This is a genomic window from Gilliamella bombi (genome assembly GCF_900103255.1).
Lineage (GTDB): Bacteria > Pseudomonadota > Gammaproteobacteria > Enterobacterales > Orbaceae > Gilliamella > Gilliamella bombi.
Genome location: NZ_FMWS01000013.1, coordinates 21,067 through 40,745, shown reverse-complemented (window position 1 = coordinate 40,745; position 19,679 = coordinate 21,067). Strand labels below are relative to the sequence as shown.

Genomic DNA, 19,679 nt, shown 5'->3' with positions numbered 1-19,679 from the left:
ACTAAATGGCGGTCTATGTAGTGTGGAATGACCACACCTGTTCAAACAACAAAATTAAGGGGTAGCTATTTGTTAAATTCTACCTCAGGCAAATAGCTTAACAAGGCGTTAGTTTTGTTTTCTTGTGTATATTCCTTACAGTAGCTTCTCAAATTACTGTAAATAACGCTAGTAAATCCTACAAATAAAGACTATTACACCTTATGATATCAATTTGCATTTAAATTAAGTTTTTATTCAAATAAGCAAGCATCCTAGAAAGAGCTTACCAAATTATGATAGAATCACGTCCCATGATGCAAAATAATGTATTTGTTATAGCAATCATGAAATAAATAGCAAGCAAGCAAACAAAACACCATTATCATGAATAAACATGTAATTCCGATCTTGTTGATAATGTAATGAATACTAATAATAGAGTTATTAAATACCATAAAAAAATGAAAATTACTTTAGTAAGTAAAATAGACGAGAATTTAGTAGAGTTCAAATCTGATTTAGGATGTGGTGTTGCGATTTGGGACAATAGTAAATCATTATCAAACACATATTATAATATTGAATTAGAAATCGATGATTTTTTTGAGTGGGGTAAGAATATAACTCTTGAAAAAATACCTGGGTATGGCTTTTATTTAATTAATAACAACATGTTTTTCAAGGCTAAAGTGATATCTTGTGAAGATACAGGTATTTTAGTTTTGTCACTAGGAAGAGATATTATTTTTATAGAAACATCTGGCACATGCGAAATAAACAGCTATGTATCATTTTTTACAACTTCGGATAATGTTATGTTATTCTCGATAGAACTGTAATATTTAAAAATTGGATACTATAAACTAATTCTGCTATCCATTTCTGCATACTTTACCTGACTCAAGCAAAAAATTATGTTGGATGGCAACAAATTTTTCAGACAATATAAAAATCTACGAATGATTTTGAAAAGTTATTTTGTTCCATGCTGTGTAGCAATAAAAAATGAAAGATAAAGACAAATATTCTATAGAATGGCTCCGCTTAAAAGAGTCTGAAAAAAAATTATTTTCAGCTAAATACTACTTCAAAAAATCAAATCTGTATTTTGATCAATTATTATTTGCTCTTAAAATTCTGTCAGAACAAGGAACAGCACTAAGGTTTGTAAGAGATGAAGATTTTGACGACAAAGAGCTAGATAATTTAATTCCTATTGTCATAGAAATATCAATAGGCGGCAATATAGATCATATTCCAATAGCTAGAGATATATTATTCAAATATAGACATAATAATATTGTAAAGAAAACACTACCAAAAATGGTTTTAAAATATCTCGATTCTTCTGATGATTTCATATATAGAAGAATTGCAGAATTGCTATTAGAATTGAATTACAAAGAGTTAAAAAACTCTTTTATTAACAAATGTAAAAAGAGTGAGAATAAAGATATAGTTGAGATATATAACGATTTTTATGAAAAATATAAATGAAGTTATTCTCATAAAGGAAAACCAATGGCAGGGTTAAAGAATTCTAATTGATGCTTTGCAAAAATTTGATAATTCATATTATAGATTTTGAAAAGAAATAACAAACGCAACTGAAACAGGCAATTTTATTAATTATGTGGATATCTCAAAAGCTACTGTAAATACCAAATTTTTAGCACAAAACTCACGTAGAAAATTACACTGCCTGTTATCGTGTTTAAATTCAATAGGCGTCATATTATAAATATCTTGATGCTTTATTAGATTACATTTTAATTCTTCTACTAAACTAACATTAATTTTCATTACCGCCAAACTTTTCTGATTATTAATAAACTAACCCAATATTCATCTAAATAATATCAGCCTTTATTTCCCACTATTACAATTAGTCGGTATAATGCCAGCAATTTTATTGTTAAGTGGATTATGCATGAAAACGCTATTTGCCAGTACATCTCGTGGGCTTGAAGAGTTATTAAAAAAAGAGTTAGAACAAATTGGTGCAATTAATTGTAAAATTGCACAAGGTGGTGTTTATTTTGATGCCGATGACAAAACGCTATATCAATCATTATTATGGTCGCGTTTGGCATCTCGCATTTTACTACCTATTGCCGAGTTCGACATCTATAGCGATTTGGATCTGTACTCTTGTGTGTTTAATATTAAATGGCCAGATATTTTTGCTGTTGATAACTCTTTCGTGATTAATTTTGTTGGCGTAAACGAATTTATCCGTAATAGTCAATATGGTGCGCTAAAGATCAAAGATGCTATTGTCGATCACTTTTTGCGTCATACTAATGAACGTCCTAATGTAGCAAAACAAGATCCCGATATTCGACTTCATGCTTATTTAAATAAAAACCGTGTCACACTATCTTTAGATCTAAGTGGTAATAGTTTACATGAGCGTGGTTATCGAGAGCAAACAGGGAAAGCCCCACTAAAAGAAAGCCTAGCGGCAGCTATTATTATGCGTTCTGGTTGGAAAATAACTGAGCCATTGCTCGATCCGATGTGTGGTTCAGGTACATTACTAATTGAAGCGGCAATGATCGCATCACAAATCCCACCCGGTTTACATCGTAAACAGTGGGGATTTTTTGCTTGGAAAGGCTTTAACCCGACACTGTGGAACGAATTGCTTTTCACTGCAAAGCATAACGTATCCAAAACAAACACACCATTTATCGGTTATGATAATAATGCGACGGTACTTGAACGAGCTAAACAAAATGCTCTTCAAGCAGGTGTGGGGGATTTAATTACATTTTCGATGCAAGATGTGACACAACTGACCAATCCATTGCCAACTGAAACGGTAGGCATGATCATCAGTAATCCACCTTATGGAGAACGCTTAGAAAGCGAACCTGCGCTTATAGCTTTGCATACGGCACTTGGTCGACAAATCAAACAAAATTTTGGTGGATGGCGTTTATCATTATTTAGCGGTGCACCACAATTGTTAGATTGCTTGCAAATGAGAGCAGAAAGACAATTCAAAGCAAAAAATGGCCCTCTTGACTGTATACAAAAAAATTATGTCATTGCTAAGCGTAACACTGAAGAAGCAATCACAAATTTTACTATGCCTGCGGATGATTTTGCTAACCGATTACGCAAAAATAAACAAAAGTTAGAAAAATGGGCTGCTCAAGAACAACTGGAATGTTATCGGCTTTATGATGCAGATTTGCCTGAATACAATGTCGCTATCGATCGTTATAAAGATAAAATAGTGATGCAAGAATACGCAGCGCCGAAAAACATCGATCCACAAAAAACTCGCCAACGGCTTTTTGATACTATAAATGCTACCATGTCAGTGCTTGAGCTTACCGCCGATCAGTTAGTATTAAAAACAAGAGAAAAGCAAAAAGGCAAACAGCAATACCAAAAGCTAGGACAAAAACAGGACTATTTTTTAGTCCATGAATACCCGATTAATCAGCGCAAAACCGCATTTTGGGTTAATGTGACCGATTATTTAGATACAGGACTGTTTTTAGATCATCGCTTAGCACGAAAAATGATTGGTGAAATGAGTGCAGGCAAAGACTTTCTAAACCTATTTGCCTATACAGGTAGTGCAACGGTTTATGCTGGACTTGGCGGAGCAAAATCAACCACCACGGTCGATATGTCTCGCACCTATTTGGAATGGGCAGATCGTAATTTAAAACAAAATGGTTTAACAGGTAAAAAACATCGATTAATTCAGGCGGATTGTTTGCTCTATTTATCTCAAGCTGATGAGCAATTCGATTTAATTTTTATCGATCCGCCGACATTTTCAAACTCGAAACGGATGAACGATACCTTTGATGTTCAGCGTGATCACTTAAAATTGATGGCCGATTTAAAACGCTTGTTACGCCCTAATGGAACAATTATCTTTTCGAATAATAAGCGTGGTTTTAAAATGGATAGTATCGGTATGCAAAACCTAGGGTTAACCTATCAAGAAATTACCAATAAAACGCTATCGCTTGATTTTAAGCGCAATAAACAAATTCACTGCTGTTTTATTGTAAAACATCAATAAACACAAACCGCCATAAGGCGGTTAATTTATTAAAATTATGACAAAATAAAACATTCAACAAAATTAAAAACTTTACTGAGCATTTTTAATCAAAATTAAACCATTTCAGCTGGGTTTGATTTGCTAAATAATATATAAGCAGTAATCACTAATAATAAAATTCAATCTTGTAAAAAAGTTTCAGGAAACTATACGTTTTAGTATATTTTTCTCTTACCACCTTCCAGAAGAGTGATCTTAATCACAAAAACAAAAAATAGACCCATTTTAACAATGTGATACTCATCACACTTATCAATTTTTTTTAATGAATTGAATAACTAAATCCTTCTACAATAACAGCATGATGATTATACAATCAATAAGGAAAGTTTTATATTATGACAAGTTCAAACATCAAATTAAAAGTTCAAAATTTTGGACGATTTTTAAGTAATATGGTCATGCCAAATATCGGCGCATTTATTGCTTGGGGATTTATTACCGCTATTTTTATTCCAACGGGCTGGTACCCAAACGAAACTATTGCCAAGTTAGTTAGCCCGATGATCACTTACTTATTACCACTGTTGATTGGTTATACTGGCGGTAAATTAGTTCACGGTGAACGAGGCGCCGTTGTCGGTGCAATTACGACAATGGGGGTCATTGTTGGTGCAGATATTCCGATGTTCTTAGGTGCTATGATAGTCGGACCACTTGGTGGCTGGGTAATAAAACAATTTGATAAAACCATAGACGGGAAAGTCAAAAGTGGCTTTGAAATGTTAGTCAATAATTTTTCAGCTGGTATTATTGGCATGCTACTTGCATTGCTTTCTTTTTTTGCAATTGGACCTTCTGTCGTTGTTGCATCAAGTAAATTAACTCTTGCTGTTAATTTCTTAGTTGAGCATAACTTACTACCTTTAACTTCAATTATTATTGAACCTGCCAAGATTCTTTTCTTAAATAATGCAATTAACCACGGTATATTCTCACCATTAGGTATTCAACAAGCGGCAGAGCATTCTCAATCTATTTTCTTTTTAATCGAAGCAAATCCTGGTCCTGGATTAGGTTTATTACTTGCTTATATGTTGCTTGGTAAAGGTTCTGCAAAAAGTTCAGCCAGTGGTGCAGCAATCATTCATTTTTTTGGGGGAATTCATGAAATTTATTTCCCATATGTATTAATGAACCCTCGCCTTATTATTGCAGTGATTTTAGGTGGAATGACCGGAGTATTTACTTTAACACTATTTGGTGCTGGATTAAGTTCACCAGCATCGCCAGGATCAATCATCGCCGTTCTTGCGGTCACTCCAAAATCATCAATGTTTGGCGTAATTATTTCTGTCATTGCAGCAACAATGGTTACTTTTATCGTTTCCGCTATTTTATTAAAAACCACCAAAGAAGCAGATAAAAGCCTTGAAGAGGCAAAATCGAATATTTCTGCAATGAAAAATGAATCAAAAGGAATTGTAAATGGTACACTTGATCTTACTAAAGTTAAAAAAATTATAGTGGCTTGTGACGCAGGAATGGGCTCAAGTGCTATGGGCGCAGGAGTATTACGCAAAAAAGTTCAAGATGCAGATTTGGATATTTTTGTCACTAATGTAGCAATTAATAATCTGCCTGATGATGTTGACATTGTTATTACACATAAAGACTTAACCGATCGAGCAAAACAACACGCACCAAATGCACATCATATTTCATTAACTAACTTTTTAGATAGTCAATTATATAGCCAACTCGTGGCGGATCTTTTAAGCTCTCAAGCAAATAATGAAGCAAGTGAAACAGTGCCTATAAGCAATCAATCGACTGATAATATTCCTCTATTTAAATTATCACAACAAAATATCTTTTTAGGGTTAACCGCTAAAAATAAAGAAGAAGCAATTCGTTTTGCAGGGCAAAAATTGGTTGATAATGGTTATGTCACACCAACTTACATTGAAGCAATGCTAGAGCGTGAAAAATTAACATCAACTTATTTAGGAGAATCAATAGCCGTTCCACATGGCACTATTGAATCAAAAGACTATGTTATTAAAACTGGTATCGTATTTTGCCAATACCCTGTTGGGGTTCAATTTGGTGATGGAGAAGATGATAAAGCAAAAATTGTGATTGGTATTGCTGCTCACAATAATGAACATCTTGATGTCATAGCAAAACTGACTAATGCATTAGATGATGAAACTATTATTGCAAAATTAGCAACGACAAATAATATTGAGGAAGTTTTAGCAATACTAAGTTAACCTATTTCTACTTCCCACTTTACACGGGAAATAGAGTGAATTATTTCAAATTAAATTATAAAGTTAAGGATTATTATTATGCAAGCACTACACTTTGGCGCAGGTAACATTGGACGAGGTTTTATCGGCAAATTACTATCCGATGCTGGTGTACAAGTTACATTTGCTGATGTCAATCAGGAAATTATTGATGCCATCGCCACTCGTCATGAATATCCGGTAAATGTTGTTGGCGAACAATCCACCACTGAGATAGTTAAAAATGTTGATGGAATTAATAGCACCTCTAATGAAGTGATCGATTATATTGCCAGCGTTGATTTACTCACCACTGCCGTTGGTCCACAAATTTTAGCGCGTATTGCTCCAACGATTGCCCAAGGAATTATTGCAAGACATAATCGAGGTAACAGTAAGCCACTTAATATTATTGCTTGTGAAAACATGGTACGAGGTACCAGCCAATTTAAACAAGAAATCTTTAAAGCGCTACCAGAAGAACTTCAGCAATGGACAAACACCCATATCGGTTTTGTCGATTCTGCGGTGGATCGTATTGTACCACCTGCAACATCAAAAACAGGCGATATACTAGAAGTGACTGTTGAGACTTTCTCGGAATGGATTGTTGATGAAACACAATTTGTAGGCATTATTCCAACCATTAAAGGCATGCAACCCGTTGATAATTTAATGGCTTTTGTGGAACGTAAGTTATTTACACTTAATACTGGTCACGCAATAACTGCTTATTTAGGATTTTATAATGGTATTGGCACAATACGTGATGCAATTCTAGATGAACGTATTCGTTTAATTGTACGCGGAGCCATGGAAGAGAGTGGGTTAGTACTTATCAAACGTTACAATTTTGATGCGCAAAAACACATGGCATATATTGAAAAAATATTATCCCGCTTTGAAAATCCTTATTTACAGGATGATACTGCACGTGTTGGGCGTCAGCCAATTCGTAAATTAGGTGCAGACGATCGTTTAATAAAACCATTACTTGGCACCTTTGAATATCAAGTTAAAAACACTAACTTACTAATTGGAGTTGCTGCTGCGCTTAACTATCGTAATAATGATGATGAGCAAGCAGTTAAACTAAAAAAACTCATTACTGAAAAAGGCGTTAAACAAGCTTTTTGTGAAATCTCTAGTATTGACGTTAATAATTCTATTGTTATGAAGGTTGAAGAAATTTATACTGCAATGCAAGATCATCAATTTGTCTAATTCTCAATGCCAGAATCGATATTACAAGAAGATATAATATTAGAAAAACTCAACCAGCAAGCTGATATTCACAGCTTGCTAAAAGTTGCCATTAAATTAATTAATGATAATGTCAACAAATTGATTCTTAAAGTCTTCCGAAAAGAGCCTCACGCCATTAAATTTGTTATTCCCTCATTGGTGGGTAAAAATGGACCTCTCAATGATACCTCAGTGTGCCTAAAACTGCTTTATGTGTTGGGTATTATTTCTCGTGAGGATTACGAAGATATAGAGCTACTGATTGCTGTTTTGGACGAACTAGAGCTAGACGACAAACAATACACTTATTTAGATGATGAAATTTTAGGTCCTATTAGCTTATTACATGATATGGTATTACCACCAAGCTGGGAATCGCAACACGAAAAAGTAAAACAATCAGGTATTGTCGATACTTTAAAATCTTCCATTTACCAAAACCGCTATCAACAAATGATACGCTCAGCACTCATCATCGCTATTACAGAGCTAACGGTTCGAGTCATTAATAAACAAAAGATTGACTATTTTCCATAATAATATTGATCGTATATTTTGTTGATACGTTAAATTTGATATGCTCGATATGTCACTTATATCTATTTAAAGAAATGATTCGCAATTTAAAAAAATAATTTAACGAGTAAAAATATCGATTAATTCAGGCGGATTGTTTGCTCTATTTATCTCAAGCTAATGGGCAATTCGATTTAATTTTTATCGATCCGCCGACATTTTCAAACTCGAAACGGATGAACGATACCTTTGATGTTCAGCGTGATCACTTAAAATTGATGGCCGATTTAAAACGCTTGTTACACCCTAATGGAACAATTATCTTTTCGAATAATAAGCGTGGTTTTAAACTGGATAGTATCGGTATGCAAAACCTAGGACTAACCTATCAAGAAATTACCAATAAAACGCTATCGCTTGATTTTAAACGCAATAAACAAATTCACTGCTGTTTTATTGTAAAACATCAATAGACGTAGCAGGAAAACAGCTAGGTAGAGTATTAATTTTATTAATGTTTTTTCAACAACACCAAAAACAAAAAATTAAATAAAATCAATACTCTACCTGAACAATTTTATAGAAATACGAAAAATAAAACAAAATAGCTAATCCATCCGAATATCAATATAGAAATGATCACTGAAGTTTATAACACCCGAAACCTGTAATTCTAAATATTTAAAAAGAATTTATTTGGATATTCACCTAATTTTATTTAATTTTTCAACAAAACTTAATCATCCTACCTAACAACTAACACCGAAGTTTTAGCACCTCGAACCACCCCAGAAGCATTAGATCCTAAAAGATGAGTTGAGATATTAGGACGACGTGAGCCTAGAATAATTAAATCGGGTTGAATTTCTTCCGCTAAACGGAGAATCTCATCCCTTGGATTACCAAATGCAATAGAAAAGGATACATTTTCACGCGGTAAATCAATCGAGTCAATAAGTTTATGCAAGTCTTTTTCCGTTTGTACTGTAGCTTTATCCTTAAATTCGTCAAAACCAAATGAGTAAACATTCACAATGGCTGAAGCGACTGGTAATGTATGAAAAAAGATAACTTGGGCATTAGACAGTTTGGCTAAGCACTCTACATGTGGAATGACTTTTTTAGTTAATTCATCTTCAAGCACATCGATAGGAACTAAAATTTTTTTGTACATAACTCCCCCCTTGCTTTGTTAAAGATTCAATTATATATTCAGTGAAGCTAAAATAGGTTTTACCTAGCTAGTATGATACTAATTTTAAATGTAATCCTTAATTGTTTTTATTCGTTTTATGATGGAGATCAACGTTCGCTATATTATTTATCAATCCAATATAAAAATCTAGTTAGAACACGTAGTTGATCGTAATGGTCATATCGGGTTTAATGAACACCCTTTTGCTTGGATTTTAAGAGATAATTAAAATGAGAATCATATTAGCATCAACATCTATATCCCGTAAAAAAGTGCTCGAAAAATTAGCTATCCCTTTTGAGTGTGTACCGCCTGTATGCGATGAAACACCGCTAGTCGGCGAATCAGCTCAGCAATTGGTGGTTCGACTAGCAAAACTTAAAGCCCAATCATTAGCGACGCAGTTTGCTGATAGTTTAATTATTGGCTCTGATCAAGTTGGTGTGTTAGACGGTAATATTGTTTGCAAACCGCATACAATTGATAATGCCCGTAAACAGCTTCGACAAAGCAGCGGTAAAGCTTTCTATTTTTATACTGGTATGACAGTAATTAATACCAAAACACAACAACAAACCACTATTTGCGAACCATTTAAGGTGACTTTTCGGCATTTAACTGATTCAGAAATTGATGCTTACATTAGCAAAGAGAAGCCACTACAATGTGCTGGCAGTTTTAAATGTGATGAACTGGGCATCACCCTGTTTGATAAACTTGAAGGTAATGATATTAATTCATTAGTTGGGTTGCCATTATTAAAACTCAATAAAATTATGATCGACATGGGTTGTAATCCACTTTTAATATAACAATTCAGTTAATAACTAAACCCATTAGTCAATAAATCGTCCAGCTGACATTTTCATAACTTTTTGGCTATAACGGGCAACATCATGATCATGAGTGACAATTAATAACGCAGTGCCTTGCTGATGAATATCAGTCAGTAATTGCATGATTTCAGCAGCGCTTTCTTCATCAAGATCACTTGTTGGTTCATCAGCAATAATCATTTGTGGTTTACAAATCAGTGCTCTCAATATCGCAATACGGCGCATTTCACCGCCCGACATATTAGCTGGGTATGCATCTTGCAAATGGCTTATTTTGGCTTTTTCAAGCAACCTCTTAGCTTCATTTAAGGGATTTTGGTTTTCTCGCTTGGTTAAATAAAAAGGCAGTCGAATATTATCAATTGCTGTTAAATTAGGTAGTAAACTGCTACCTTGAGGAATATAACCAATATGCTGATTACGAAAGGCAGATACTTGCTGATCATTAAGATCAAATAAATTTGTATTATTAATAGTGATTTTTCCTTGCGTTGGTGTAAGTAAACCAGCAATCATATTTAGCAAAGTGGTTTTACCACTGCCTGATTTTCCCATAATGCAAATAAAGTCATCTTTTGCCATTGAAAAACTAACATTATTCACAGCTGAAAAGGTTTGTTGCCCTCTTATGTAATCTTTACGTAGATTTTTAACATTCAGTAACATTATTCGCCCTCTCTAAGGGTACTATAAGTATCAAATTTAGTCATTGATAAGGCACTATAGGAGCTTGATAAAGGTCCTATAATTAACGTAAGAATAAAAACAACAATTGCATATAATAATGCATCAAATATTGAGATATTTACACACGGCAAACCAATAGATTGGCAGATCAATAAGCTAAATGCATAAAGTAATACCGAGGCGATAACAATGCCACTAATTCCACCTAATGCACTAATAATTAAAGATTCACGAAGCAACATTTTGACTAAATCACGCCGTGAAGCGCCTAATATTCGTAATAAGCTAATTTCACGCTTGCGTTCATTTAAGCTTGAAGAAAATATCACAAAAATCACAATAATAGCTAAAACCCAAAAAATAGCCGATAGGCTATATACAATAGTTGAAAAGCTAGTTAACCATTTTGATATATTACTTAACATACCTTTGGTCATAATAAAATCAATATTATAGTCAATGGCGTATCTGGGCATAATTTGATTAACAATATCTTTAGGTTGATAATCTGAATTGACCTTAATGAAAATCGACGAGGCATAATCAGCAAAATGGTCGACATCCCCTTCAATTAATTTTGCATTTTTCATTAATGATTGGGCTGCCGACATAGTCATAAAGACAGAGGTATCAAATCCCATCCCTGTGCTATCCATTTTAGCAATAATTTTAAAAGGATGATTAAAAAATAAGATTTCATCGCCCACACCAGAACTAATTTTAGAACCAACAACGACTTGATTATCAGTCAATGGCTCTGAAAGTTGTGATTGTAACCAAGGCTTAATTATAAAATCAGTATGCTGTTCAAAACCAATTAATTGGACTTTAGACGAACAACATCCTGCATTTAATGAAGCAATAAATAGCTGAGGTGAAATGGCCTCAATACCTTTGATACCTTTTATTTTATCAATCAAATCTACTTTTAAATAAAAAGTACTCGGTTCACCACGCAATAAGGCAACTTCCATATTTTTTTCGTAACCATTAGGCACAATAAGAATATCAGCACCTAACCTGTTAGCCATGCCTGAAATACCAAGGCTGAGATTTTTCATCAGTATACTTCCACCAAACAGCGTTGCCGAAAAAAGCGTAATGATGATAATCAAACAGCAACTTCTAAACGGTCGCCGCTGAATATTTCGCCATGCTAAATTTGCCATGGTGATCGGTTTTTCGCACATATTGACTTCCCTGCTTGTTGGATTTAAATGTTATACCTATATCTGGTAAAGATAAGTGTGGTCTTTGTTTGCTAACAAAACTCTATCAATTTTTCGTTGTTTTATTTAAGTAATAGATGTTAATAACAGCGGCAATAAATAATAAACCTGATAATAAAACTAAGGCCGGTTTAGATCCCATATTGCATCGCATCATTTCATTACCGCAAACACCAATTAGAATTGTTGGTATAGCCGCTACTAATAAAGAAATACACGCAAGTGCCATACTTAATCCCATTCGCACAAAAGCAGTACGGCTAGTTAGTAGCAATGCACCAATGGCTATCACTAAACAACCAATGCCAATTTCAGCTCTTGCTGTCCAAAAACATTTCATGATTTTTCCTGCGCCACTATGTATATGCCCGTTATGTGCTACCTCGCTACTAGCGTGATTCAATGTATCAACAGGCATGGTTACAACATCTGGAAGAGGACAAACTGGCAATATATATAATGGAAATAAGATAATTAATACTCCAATAATAATAAAAATACTTGATGAAATAAGACGGTTTTTCATATATAACAACCTTCAGTTGATTAATTATCAATTACACGTGCAACTTTGCCGTGCTCTAGTACTACAGTGGTTTGTGCATGTTTTGACACTTCTAGTGAGTGAGTAACTACAATAATGGTACTGCCTTCTTTGTGCAGCTCATGTAATAAATTCATGACCATCGCTTCGTTGCTTTCATCTAAATTACCAGTTGGCTCATCGGCCAAAATCAGTTTTGGATAGTTAATCAATGCTCTAGCAATACAAACACGTTGCTGTTCGCCACCTGATAACTGCCTAGGTAAGTGTTTAGCTCGAGCAGCAAGCCCAACACGTTCGAGTGCTTGCATAGCCTCTTTTTCGTCAACCATACTATGATAATATTGAGCAAGCATGACGTTTTCTAGTGCGGTTAAATACGATACTAAATGAAATTGTTGAAAAATCAGACCTATCTTATCTCGACGTATTTCGGTTAATTCTGACAAAGAAAGCTGAGTAATATCTTGCCCGTCTAAAATCACTGAACCAAGTGAAGGTTTATCCATACAACCAATGATATTCATCAAAGTTGTTTTACCGCTACCAGAAGGTCCCATAATTGATAGCCATTTACCTTCTTCAACTGTTAAATTTACTTCAGACAGTGCATGTAGTGAACCATAAATTTTAGACACATTTTTTACTTCGAGCATATTCATACTTTATATCCTATTCACCGCGTAATACTAACGCAGGCTCTACTTCAAGAGCACGTTTTACTGGAATTAAACACGCAATTACCGTTACTATCACTGAGATAATGATAGTGGTTGGGATCAGATAAAACTCAATAATAATTGAACGTCCAAACACATTGGTACTAATAATTTGAGCAAAGATAAGCCCGCATATAGCCCCAATAAAGCCACCAATAACACCTAAAACTAATCCTTCAGCTAAAAACTCTTTTGCAATACTTTTATTGTTGGCTCCTATCGCTTTTTTAAGACCAATTTCTTTACGACGCTCCATTACCACTGTCATCATAGTGGTAGCTACACAAATCATGGTAAGAACGAGTACAACAAAAGTAACTAAATAGAGTAACGAGGACAGTTTGCCTAATACAGATGCTTCTGACTTTGTCACCCATTTAATTAAATGAGGTTCAACTGTTGTCATTTGTTTTTTTATTTTTTCAATGTACTGTTTTAATTCTGTTTCTGTGGCGGCAATGCTTACTTCAACAACTTCTGCTTGCTCGCTTTCTTCAAGTAATTCTTCTAAATCGTGCAGATCAACAAAAATAAAGTTATCTTCGGAACGTCCAGTTTTAACAATACCTGTAACGGTGAGTTCTTCATCAAAACGAGAATCTTGTTTAGATTTGCCGGAAATCGGCATAGTGCTACCAATGTTTAATTTAGCAAAGTTAGCAATATCAGTACCAATCATTATTTCATGTGAATTTTGTGGTATTGAACCTTCAATAGACCAATAAGGACTGGTTTTTACAACTTGTTTAAAGTCGGTCCCCACAATAGTATAAGGTTGCTGATTACTACGAATTGAATTATAACGAAATGGGGTAACACCAAGTAATTTATCTTCTGGTAAAAAGGTAACCGCTTTATTAACCTCTGTCATTGCTACCGTTGATTGATTATTGGCAGGTAGTAGTAGAAGATTGGCACCATAAGAACGGAATTCTTGTCCCATTTGCCGTGGTATATCATAACAAAGTGTGATCATACCAAGAAGAACCGTTGCTCCAATAGCAACGCCAAGCAAGGCGATGGCAATGCGAGAACGGCGTCGGATAAGTGAACTTAACACGGTTTTAATTATAAAGCGCCTATTTTTATTGATCATGAGACTTACCTTTCACCTTATCGACCATGTAACACATCAGTTGGACGCAAAAACATCATAATACGCAATGCTGGTAAACTACCTAAAAAGGTAATTAAGATCACCATAATTAGGGCTAAAGGAATAATTATCATCTTAGGCTCAACAAAAGAACCAAACACAGTATGACCAATAATTTGCGCAAAACCAAAACCAATAAAGTAACCAAAAAATCCACCAAGTAAGGCAATAATAAAGATTTCAGTTAATATTAGCATTGCAACAGCTGTATTAGTTGCACCAAGCGCTTTTAATAGGCCAATTTCGGTACTGCGCTCTATAACGTTAGCAGTAACCAAATTCGAAATAGCAAGCGCCGAACAAATCAATGATAAGATAGTTAGTAATAACATTAGTAATTGTGTTTTTTGTAAAATGGAGCCTTCTGACTCAGCAACTTGCATAATAGCTTTCACACGCACATCAGGCATTAACTCTTCTAGCTGGTATGCAATTGAGCTAATATAAGCAGTACAATACCATGTATCCCATTCTGTTCTAGATAAACTGTTTGGATCTTGCGCTGCTTTACGAGCTAATTCGTTTTCTGGAGTGGTTAATGCACTAACCTCAACACGTTCAACTAGTCCTTTTTTATCGGCAAGATCTTGTGCAACTGGTAAAGAGACATAAATTTGCGTATCTTCAGCACCACCACTATGAAAAATATTGTTAATAGTTAATGTAAACTTTTTGTTTGTTTTCGTTGAAATTATATCTATCGTATCGCCTAGCTTTAGATTCCACTGTTTGGCTACAGATTCACCCACCATAGCTCCTTGCAAATTATCATCGGTCATGGTGTTTCCTTCAATTGTCCACCATGATTTCATGGCTAACATGCCCGTATCAACCTGATCACCTGTTGGAATATTAAGATGTTTATTAAACCAAGTACCTACCACCGTAATTGGCTTATCATGAAATGTCGCTTGAGTTGTTAGAAAAGGTGCAAAATCAACAATATTATAAGCCCAAAAAATCATCTTAATTCTAACAAGTTCTTCTTCTTTAATATATTGCACAGCTTGCCCACTATCATTGTTATCAAGCTGGTACATTTCATTAATGACAGCACTACCACGAGGAACGATATTGAGATTAGCACCATAGGCTTTTAGCTCTTGATTCACCTTATCACCTACGTCAAACATTACATTTAGCATAGCAGTAGCAAGCGAAACACCCAATGCAACCGTTAAGGCAATAAGAAAAAGTTTCTTTTTTTGGCGAATTAAAACACTTAATAACATTCTACAAAACATACAATATTCCTTTTAATACGCTTTTATTTGAAACGACTTTTTTCTGCTTCAAGGTTAGCTGGACGAATCACCATATTGCCGTCAATAATTTCGTATTTAAGTGGAACTGGGTTACATCCTCCTGAAAATCCAATCGTTGCAATGTTCATTACTACATCGCACAAAATACAAACGACTTGATCACCGCGTTGGTAGTAACCACTTGCACCACAAATATCGCAAGCATCAAAACCTACACCATAAGCATTATCGCTTTTTTTAATAACAATAAAGCGAACTAAAGTTCCATCTGTTGCCTGATAACCATAACGATGTAAATTACCGTCGTTCACTTTATCGAGAGGGATAACAATTAAGCCATCAGCATTAGTCAATATAGGCTCTGCCGGTGTAAGTTCTACGCCTTTTTCAAAAATGTAACGTGCGCGCGTCACAGTATATGCGGTTATTGCTGTACCAGCCATAATCATTAGGGCAGATCTTCTATCGCTATGTAATTGTGCTTTAAGTTTACGAATTTGAGCAGGGTTATTACCCACTAACGAAGTTGTTTTTGATTTGATATACAAAACATTGGCTAAACAAAGCACAATTGCCATGAAAATAAAGATAAAGAAATTAACATGACCAAGAATAAAAATAATCAACTCCATCATCCATGGTTGGGATGAGATAAAACGCCTAACAATCAAAATTTGTAGAATATTAATACTATTTTGAATAGTGAAAATAATAATTGACAGTGAAGTAATAGCAAAAATAAATTTTGTCGATAATCGTCCACATATACGGAAAGTAAATAGCCCAGTTAACAAGATTATAAGTAAAGCAAATCCATAACCAACCCATTTAAACAAGTAATCATTATTAAAAATAGAGTCCATTCCGACAGAAAATTCGAATGGATAGAGCATTAAATTAGGTAAAGACTGTGCACTTATCAAACCAATACTTAGCACAAATAACATTGTAAAAAAGAATTTACCAGTTCGATTATGGGTGGATTTTTGCAAGCAAATAGCAACAATCAACGGTATAGCAATAATAACCCAAGGTATGATCACTCCAAGATCATAATATTCACGAACAGCAAACCCTGTGTTGCGTTTTAAAATGGCATAAATCAATGCAGCAATAAAGCCCAATACAAAACCAAACAAAATAATTTTTTTAATATGATGAGGCGTGGATCTTATAATTGCAGCGCTCAGTAATGCCATCATCATTGCTGGAACGAAAGTATTATCGGTAATATTGATAAGGTATTGAAGCATATTCATTGCCTAACTATTGCAAATATTATTGGTGAGCATAATGCTCACCAATAACTGATTATTAATTATTTAATATAATTAGTTATTTTAAAATCATTACCATGCGCGTGGAATGTAATCAAAGTCCCAAGAAACTTCGATAGGTTTGCTCCAAAAGCGTCCTTCCACACCTGTTTCTTTATCAACATGTAGTAAATAACCTTGTTTTTCTGGGTTTTCAATCATAAATGTTACTTTATATTTACCAGCACCATCTAATTTTATATTATTACCATAGTGAGGACCATCAGATGCATTCATTGGCATAAAGTTACCTTCAATCACTTTATCACTGCCTTGCTTTTGAATTTTATATTTTACAGTTAAGTAAGGAACAAAATCACCTACGCCATAACCTAAGTTATTACCTTCTGCAGCTGAAATATCAGCTTCAATGTGCATGTCTGATTTTGAGGCTGGTAAACCACCCATACCAGCGGGTTCCATATCAACAGGTTGGAAATAAACAGCACCAATGTGTAATGGCCCCACGGTTACTTCATCACCAATTGGAAACTCTTCAAATCCTTTTTGTTCGCCAGGTGCCGGTGCTGCTGCATGAACGAATGAAGATAAGGCAAGTATTGAAGCAATACCTGCTGATAAAACTAATTTTTTCATTGAAAACTCCTTCTCTTAGTTTTTGAAAATTTATTACACTTGTTTTTTTGGGTATTAACACAACTCAGTTTTTCAATCCGCATTTATGCAATTTTAAGCAAATAAGCAATATTAATAATTATTGCTTTTTACAACTATGTTTAGCTTTGTAATATATGACAGAAACTACCACAATAAATACCATAATTATTTGTGGAACTAATGTCTCGACTGTTGGGTAAATACCTAAAACTTCGACAGAATGTATAAAATCAACAGAAGTAACTGGGATCATATCAGCCTCTTGTAATTCTTTTACTCCACCACCGGCAAAAGCTATTGCCATGATATACATCAAAATACTAGTGCCAATAAAGAATGGGCGAATTGGTAATTTCATGGTACCAAAACGAATAACGACAAAAATAATCGCAAGAATTATCGTTCCAATAGCTAGCCCATACCAAACCATATCCATGTGTTCTTTAGCTTCAATTAGCATTGCTTGGTAAAACAAGATCGTTTCAGCACCTTCACGAAAAACAGCTAAAAAGGCAGCAAAACCTAAGGCAAAGCGACTACCAGATGACACTGCAGTTTGTACCTTTTCTTCAACATAGCTTTTCCAAGCCTCAGCTTCTGCCTTTGAAAACATCCAATTACTAATAAAAAATAGTACAACTGTTGCCAAGAGCATAGCAATTCCTTCAACAATTTCTTGATTTGCGCCGCTAATATCAAACACAGTATGAAGAGCAATTGCCGCTAAAATACTGGCAAAAATAGCTACAAGTGAGCTCATATAAACTACTTTTACCATGGCAAGATGTCCAGAACGAACCAAATATGCTGAAATTGCCGCAATCACTAAAATCGCTTCCAGCCCTTCCCTAAAAATGATAATAAACGAAGCTAACAGAATGCTCCAACCGCTCTCTTGCTTACCATCTAGTTCGTTAGCATCTTCATGTAACATTTTTAAAATAGTATCAATTTCATTTCTAACAACTTTATTCGACGCACCATCGTTCATTAAACGTTTAATTTTGGCAAATTGATATTCGGTATCGGTTCCTCGTTTACCCGAAATATAAGACATAACCGCACGCTCAACCCCATGCTTTTCATAAAAGCCAAAATAGGCATTATTAACTCGAGCTTTAGCACGCTCAACATCTTTTATAAAATAGATATCATAAGCGTCATTTAAGATGGTATCCATTTCGTCAACAATAGCATTCCAACTTTCGTATTTTTTTTCGGCAGCATAAGATGATGGGGCCAAAGCCATTAAACTTCCAATAAGAAGCAAAGCAAGTATTAAAAATCGTTTCATATCTTAACTTTACCTTTTATTTTCCTATTAAAAGCATACCTAGTGGTTTACTGCCTTCTGGTAATTGTAGCTCTTGGCTAATAACTTCTGGTTTAATGGAGTGAATATAACGAGCGCTTAATTTTAGTGCCGACGCAACTAAATAAGCGTTTTGACTCATTGCACCAACGGCCGTGTAATTAAAGTTAGCGATTTGTTCTGGATTTATATCGGTTAATGCACTAGCATCCGACACAAAAATCAATGAATAGGCTGCTCGCCTTGTAAAACTTTGCAAACCAATATCAGCACGAATATCTTTATTATTAATTTCTTTTAAATAATGACCTTCCCACTCATATAAAAAAGTACCCTTTTCACTGGCGAGGTAGATTCTCACATAAGGAGATTTACCCTTAACCATCGGCACCGTCCACCCTGTTTTACCACGATTTAAACCACTTGCAGCCCAAAGTACTGTCGAAAGTTCGTCATCAGAAATTTTACCAGTAGGAAAGCCCCCCCCAGGAGTTGAAGATCGTTTTTTTAGACTTTCAAATAGACTCATTCCATCTTTAGTTTGAGGGGTAGGTAATGCAATATCGGCATAACAAAAAGAGTGTGAAAACAAAGATACAAATAAAATAACAACTATTTTCCGTATAAACCACGGCATAGCAACCTCGGACATTATCGCAATAATTTCATCAATATCTTATTGCGAATAGAATTAATTATCAACCTCAAATAATAACAATTATCATTTAAGGT

At 34.6% G+C, this 19,679-nt stretch carries 18 protein-coding genes and 1 pseudogene; 8 read left to right on the top strand and 11 right to left on the bottom strand.

The window, feature by feature from the left end; all coding sequences use genetic code 11:
• Positions 1–404 precede the first annotated feature (404 nt).
• The 7 genes and pseudogenes from B9N71_RS02580 to rlmL form a co-directional block, all read left to right on the top strand.
• Complete coding sequence (locus B9N71_RS02580) at positions 405–821, top strand: hypothetical protein (RefSeq protein ID WP_065589504.1); 417 nt, start codon at positions 405–407, stop codon at positions 819–821.
• Positions 822–987: 166 nt separating this feature from the next.
• A complete protein-coding gene (locus tag B9N71_RS02575) occupies positions 988–1,479 on the top strand; it encodes a hypothetical protein (protein ID WP_085164009.1) in 492 nt (163 codons plus the stop codon).
• A gap of 433 nt (positions 1,480–1,912) precedes the next feature.
• Positions 1,913–4,033, top strand: a complete 2,121-nt coding sequence (gene rlmKL / locus B9N71_RS02570) for a bifunctional 23S rRNA (guanine(2069)-N(7))-methyltransferase RlmK/23S rRNA (guanine(2445)-N(2))-methyltransferase RlmL (RefSeq protein ID WP_085164008.1) — start codon at positions 1,913–1,915, stop codon at positions 4,031–4,033.
• Positions 4,034–4,413: 380 nt separating this feature from the next.
• The gene (locus tag B9N71_RS02565; RefSeq protein ID WP_085164007.1) at positions 4,414–6,291 is read left to right on the top strand and encodes a PTS mannitol transporter subunit IICBA; all 1,878 of its coding nucleotides are present in this window, start codon (positions 4,414–4,416) and stop codon (positions 6,289–6,291) included.
• Between the two features lie 78 nt (positions 6,292–6,369).
• Positions 6,370–7,533, top strand: a complete 1,164-nt coding sequence (locus B9N71_RS02560) for a mannitol-1-phosphate 5-dehydrogenase (RefSeq protein ID WP_085164006.1) — start codon at positions 6,370–6,372, stop codon at positions 7,531–7,533.
• Positions 7,534–7,539: 6 nt separating this feature from the next.
• Positions 7,540–8,091, top strand: a complete 552-nt coding sequence (locus B9N71_RS02555) for an MltR family transcriptional regulator (RefSeq protein ID WP_085164005.1) — start codon at positions 7,540–7,542, stop codon at positions 8,089–8,091.
• A 110-nt stretch (positions 8,092–8,201) separates the two neighbouring features.
• A pseudogene (rlmL, locus tag B9N71_RS02550) lies at positions 8,202–8,543 on the top strand (bifunctional 23S rRNA (guanine(2069)-N(7))-methyltransferase RlmK/23S rRNA (guanine(2445)-N(2))-methyltransferase RlmL); the annotation flags it as partial.
• Positions 8,544–8,815: 272 nt separating this feature from the next.
• Here rlmL and B9N71_RS02545 read toward each other — a convergent pair.
• A complete protein-coding gene (locus B9N71_RS02545) occupies positions 8,816–9,244 on the bottom strand; it encodes a universal stress protein (RefSeq protein ID WP_065589497.1) in 429 nt (142 codons plus the stop codon).
• A 251-nt stretch (positions 9,245–9,495) separates the two neighbouring features.
• Here B9N71_RS02545 and B9N71_RS02540 point away from each other — a divergent pair, with 251 nt between their 5' ends.
• On the top strand, positions 9,496–10,077 hold the full coding sequence (locus tag B9N71_RS02540) for a Maf family protein (RefSeq protein WP_085164003.1): 582 nt from the start codon (positions 9,496–9,498) through the stop codon (positions 10,075–10,077).
• Positions 10,078–10,101: 24 nt separating this feature from the next.
• Here B9N71_RS02540 and B9N71_RS02535 read toward each other — a convergent pair whose 3' ends face one another.
• From B9N71_RS02535 to B9N71_RS02490, 10 genes are all read right to left on the bottom strand, one after another.
• Complete coding sequence (locus tag B9N71_RS02535) at positions 10,102–10,767, bottom strand: ABC transporter ATP-binding protein (RefSeq protein ID WP_085164002.1); 666 nt, start codon at positions 10,765–10,767, stop codon at positions 10,102–10,104.
• Positions 10,767–11,978 (bottom strand): ABC transporter permease, encoded by a 1,212-nt coding sequence (locus B9N71_RS02530; protein ID WP_085164001.1) that lies wholly within the window; start codon positions 11,976–11,978, stop codon positions 10,767–10,769. Before B9N71_RS02530 ends, B9N71_RS02535 begins: the two co-directional genes overlap by 1 nt.
• A gap of 85 nt (positions 11,979–12,063) precedes the next feature.
• Positions 12,064–12,543: a DUF4418 family protein gene (locus tag B9N71_RS02525; protein WP_085164000.1), complete on the bottom strand. Its 480-nt coding sequence runs from the start codon at positions 12,541–12,543 to the stop codon at positions 12,064–12,066.
• A gap of 20 nt (positions 12,544–12,563) precedes the next feature.
• Positions 12,564–13,223, bottom strand: coding sequence for an ABC transporter ATP-binding protein (locus B9N71_RS02520; RefSeq protein ID WP_065561315.1), 660 nt, complete (start codon positions 13,221–13,223; stop codon positions 12,564–12,566).
• Between the two features lie 10 nt (positions 13,224–13,233).
• On the bottom strand, positions 13,234–14,376 hold the full coding sequence (locus B9N71_RS02515; protein ID WP_085163999.1) for an ABC transporter permease: 1,143 nt from the start codon (positions 14,374–14,376) through the stop codon (positions 13,234–13,236).
• A gap of 17 nt (positions 14,377–14,393) precedes the next feature.
• A complete protein-coding gene (locus B9N71_RS02510) occupies positions 14,394–15,680 on the bottom strand; it encodes an ABC transporter permease (protein WP_085163998.1) in 1,287 nt (428 codons plus the stop codon).
• Between the two features lie 23 nt (positions 15,681–15,703).
• Positions 15,704–16,954: a Fe-S-containing protein gene (locus B9N71_RS02505; protein WP_167370045.1), complete on the bottom strand. Its 1,251-nt coding sequence runs from the start codon at positions 16,952–16,954 to the stop codon at positions 15,704–15,706.
• 96 nt (positions 16,955–17,050) lie between these two features.
• Entirely contained in the window at positions 17,051–17,614 is a 564-nt protein-coding gene (locus B9N71_RS02500) for an iron transporter (protein ID WP_034943540.1), read from the bottom strand.
• Positions 17,615–17,732: 118 nt separating this feature from the next.
• On the bottom strand, positions 17,733–18,929 hold the full coding sequence (locus B9N71_RS02495; protein WP_208610412.1) for an FTR1 family iron permease: 1,197 nt from the start codon (positions 18,927–18,929) through the stop codon (positions 17,733–17,735).
• A gap of 16 nt (positions 18,930–18,945) precedes the next feature.
• Positions 18,946–19,584: a nitroreductase family protein gene (locus B9N71_RS02490; RefSeq protein ID WP_167370044.1), complete on the bottom strand. Its 639-nt coding sequence runs from the start codon at positions 19,582–19,584 to the stop codon at positions 18,946–18,948.
• Between the last annotated feature and the right edge of the window lie 95 nt (positions 19,585–19,679).

What these genes read in the sequence shown, in the direction of transcription:
- B9N71_RS02580 (WP_065589504.1), top strand. Translation starts at nt 405, where the DNA reads ATGAATACTAATAATAGAGTTATTAAATACCATAAAAAAATGAAAATT.
- B9N71_RS02575 (WP_085164009.1), top strand. Translation starts at nt 988, where the DNA reads ATGAAAGATAAAGACAAATATTCTATAGAATGGCTCCGCTTAAAAGAG.
- rlmKL (WP_085164008.1), top strand. Translation starts at nt 1,913, where the DNA reads ATGAAAACGCTATTTGCCAGTACATCTCGTGGGCTTGAAGAGTTATTA.
- B9N71_RS02565 (WP_085164007.1), top strand. Translation starts at nt 4,414, where the DNA reads ATGACAAGTTCAAACATCAAATTAAAAGTTCAAAATTTTGGACGATTT.
- B9N71_RS02560 (WP_085164006.1), top strand. Translation starts at nt 6,370, where the DNA reads ATGCAAGCACTACACTTTGGCGCAGGTAACATTGGACGAGGTTTTATC.
- B9N71_RS02555 (WP_085164005.1), top strand. Translation starts at nt 7,540, where the DNA reads ATGCCAGAATCGATATTACAAGAAGATATAATATTAGAAAAACTCAAC.
- B9N71_RS02545 (WP_065589497.1), bottom strand. Translation starts at nt 9,244, where the DNA reads ATGTACAAAAAAATTTTAGTTCCTATCGATGTGCTTGAAGATGAATTA.
- B9N71_RS02540 (WP_085164003.1), top strand. Translation starts at nt 9,496, where the DNA reads ATGAGAATCATATTAGCATCAACATCTATATCCCGTAAAAAAGTGCTC.
- B9N71_RS02535 (WP_085164002.1), bottom strand. Translation starts at nt 10,767, where the DNA reads ATGTTACTGAATGTTAAAAATCTACGTAAAGATTACATAAGAGGGCAA.
- B9N71_RS02530 (WP_085164001.1), bottom strand. Translation starts at nt 11,978, where the DNA reads ATGTGCGAAAAACCGATCACCATGGCAAATTTAGCATGGCGAAATATT.
- B9N71_RS02525 (WP_085164000.1), bottom strand. Translation starts at nt 12,543, where the DNA reads ATGAAAAACCGTCTTATTTCATCAAGTATTTTTATTATTATTGGAGTA.
- B9N71_RS02520 (WP_065561315.1), bottom strand. Translation starts at nt 13,223, where the DNA reads ATGAATATGCTCGAAGTAAAAAATGTGTCTAAAATTTATGGTTCACTA.
- B9N71_RS02515 (WP_085163999.1), bottom strand. Translation starts at nt 14,376, where the DNA reads ATGATCAATAAAAATAGGCGCTTTATAATTAAAACCGTGTTAAGTTCA.
- B9N71_RS02510 (WP_085163998.1), bottom strand. Translation starts at nt 15,680, where the DNA reads ATGTTTTGTAGAATGTTATTAAGTGTTTTAATTCGCCAAAAAAAGAAA.
- B9N71_RS02505 (WP_167370045.1), bottom strand. Translation starts at nt 16,954, where the DNA reads ATGCTTCAATACCTTATCAATATTACCGATAATACTTTCGTTCCAGCA.
- B9N71_RS02500 (WP_034943540.1), bottom strand. Translation starts at nt 17,614, where the DNA reads ATGAAAAAATTAGTTTTATCAGCAGGTATTGCTTCAATACTTGCCTTA.
- B9N71_RS02495 (WP_208610412.1), bottom strand. Translation starts at nt 18,929, where the DNA reads ATGAAACGATTTTTAATACTTGCTTTGCTTCTTATTGGAAGTTTAATG.
- B9N71_RS02490 (WP_167370044.1), bottom strand. Translation starts at nt 19,584, where the DNA reads ATGCCGTGGTTTATACGGAAAATAGTTGTTATTTTATTTGTATCTTTG.